The sequence below is a fragment of the Flavobacterium sp. J49 genome (assembly GCF_011742145.1).
Classification (GTDB): Bacteria; Bacteroidota; Bacteroidia; order Flavobacteriales; family Flavobacteriaceae; genus Flavobacterium.
Genome location: NZ_JAAQQU010000079.1, coordinates 1 through 2,244 on the forward strand (window position 1 = coordinate 1; position 2,244 = coordinate 2,244).

At 30.7% G+C, this 2,244-nt stretch carries 3 protein-coding genes; all 3 read right to left on the bottom strand.

Going from position 1 to position 2,244, the window contains the following annotated elements; all coding sequences use genetic code 11:
- Positions 1-141: 141 nt before the first annotated feature.
- On the bottom strand, positions 142-597 hold the full coding sequence (locus tag HA632_RS01930) for a hypothetical protein (protein WP_176305559.1): 456 nt from the start codon (positions 595-597) through the stop codon (positions 142-144).
- A gap of 775 nt (positions 598-1,372) precedes the next feature.
- Positions 1,373-1,675 (bottom strand): hypothetical protein, encoded by a 303-nt coding sequence (locus HA632_RS01935; RefSeq protein ID WP_176305560.1) that lies wholly within the window; start codon positions 1,673-1,675, stop codon positions 1,373-1,375.
- Between the two features lie 324 nt (positions 1,676-1,999).
- Positions 2,000-2,244, bottom strand: a 245-nt coding sequence (locus HA632_RS13905; protein WP_217902810.1) for a hypothetical protein, incomplete at its 5' end; no start/stop codon positions are given.

A 2,244-nucleotide genomic window follows, 5' to 3' on the forward strand; every position in this document is an offset into this window, starting at 1 on the left:
TATAACGTCTTGCGGCTTGCAACAGTTGCAAAAATTAATCACCGCCGATTCCAAATATAAAACTACTTTTTGAATTTTCGCAGAAAATTCGGAGAAAGCCCGAACCTTGCAGTTGTTGCAAACTGCTGTTAGCAATAGCCTTTATTTACTGACTTTCCCGATATTCCTTTTTTTAACGTAATATATTCCAAAAATAACTTGTCCAATCACAAATAAAACATTCAGTACAATTACAATTGAATTTACAATTTCAATTTCGTTTGCAGTTTTAGTCATATCATTTCTGTCAAATTCTATGAACGAATGTAATGGTAATTTTGAATTTAATATTGATGGAATTGTTAGAGTTAAATGTAAAATAAAAATTTTTAAGTCAATTTCTTTGACAACTTTATTCAGTTTCCAATATAAAACCACAACAATTAGTAACAGTACCGATTTAAATAATGTAGCAGTTAAATAAGGCGAAATTATTGTTGTATGCCAACCGGGAATTACCGAAGTCGCATAATCTGATTTCCAGAACAAAATAGAAAATGGAAAAAGTATAACCAGTAAAATTGTAAATACAATTAAAGAAATTTTAGTTTTTATCATTTAGTTATTTTCCAATGCGTTTTAATTTTTACCAAGCGATTTCTAAAAGGTTATTGCTAACGTGCCGCAGCTTGTAGCAGCTGCGATAAATTTAACACTAACTTTTCCAAGTACAAAACTCCTTTTGAAAATCCGCAGGATTTTCCAGAGAAGCGCATGCTTCGCAGTTGCTACAAACTGCTGTTATGCACTGTTTTTTTCGCTTCGTTGAGTTTAAAAATCCAAACTCCCAAAACTATTGTCAAGGAATATATTATTACCCAAAATATTAGGTTAGAATCACTTTTAAAAGATCTTTTGTCTACTATATAAAATGTAATCCAGACTGAACAGAAAGAATACAAACTTAAAAATACTTTCACTATATTTTTTGACAGCGAAGTATTTCTCAGTTTCATTTCTATTAAGTAAAAAACAATCATTGCCGGAATCGAAAGAACCAATCCACAAAGAATCATAAAAAATAATAATGGTCCTGATTCTAATATTTCCGGTAACGTTGTTGAGTAAACAAAAGTGCCTAAAATCAGCAATAGAATAGGAGACATGATAACTGAAAAAAACCAGATTTTTATCGAATAGTTCATAGATAAACGTTGGTTAAAAATAGTGCATAACGTTTCGCGGCTATCAGTCTGTAGCGAAGCCAACGAACTGCGTACTGTCTGCTAAGATAATAGTTTTACGTGAAAATATAAGTACAACTCAAGAAAAACCAGCTATAGCTGATAACCGCTGTTGTACGCAGTTTTATTATTTTGTTATTTCTTAAACATTAATTTCTATAGTCCAATATCAGTTCTATTTTCTTTTCGTTAAACAACTTCTCAATTTTGTTTATGTCCATTACTTCAAGTTTTCTTTTTATTCTGTAAAGTTTTATATTTGAATTATAGCCAGCCTTAGTTGCAAAATTGTATAAGTCTGTTGAGTCTATTTTTTCGGTCTTGACATTTATTCTCGTCCAGCTTTTTTCAATAATTCCAATTTCAGACGTTTCTTTGTTGATAACAATATCTCCATTTTTTGATTGATAAAAAATCTCACTATAATCTCCATAATGATCTTCAATTGTCATTGAGTATAGTCCAAAAAAGATGTAGCAGGCAATTACTAATATTGTAATTCCAATAGTTAAAAGTCCATATTTTATTCTCTTTTTCAGCTGTTTTGGGTAAAAATTGCGTACAACGTTCCGCCGCTTGGTAGTCGTGGCGACTTTTTAAATTATTGTTGTAAATATAATCAAATTTTGAACTTAGTACTTTCCGGCTAAGAAATGCAAAACCAGCCATGCTACCAAACGGCTGTTAGCACTTCGGTTTTCCTACTAACTTGAGCACGCAAACCTTTTTTAGCGTCAAACTTTGAGCGTAAACTTTTCGGTGTTATTTTGCTTTTTTTATTCTACAAATAACTTTCTGTAAATGAAGATTATTATTCCAATAATTGTCACAGCAACAATGGCTAACAATCGATAATGCCTAGAATTTTGAAGAATATTATATCCATTACTATTTTCTAACTTTTTAAAATTCCGCAACTCTTTTATTGATAAGAACAATAAAATGCAAATTATTATTATCCAAAAAACGTCTTTCATAAATTGTTTTTGTTGTTCAGCACGGGAAAACTGAGTGCTAACGT

Excerpts from the sequence above, each read along its gene's own strand:
- HA632_RS01935 (WP_176305560.1), bottom strand. The coding sequence starts at position 1,675 with ATGACAATTGAAGATCATTATGGAGATTATAGTGAGATTTTTTATCAA.
- HA632_RS01930 (WP_176305559.1), bottom strand. The coding sequence starts at position 597 with ATGATAAAAACTAAAATTTCTTTAATTGTATTTACAATTTTACTGGTT.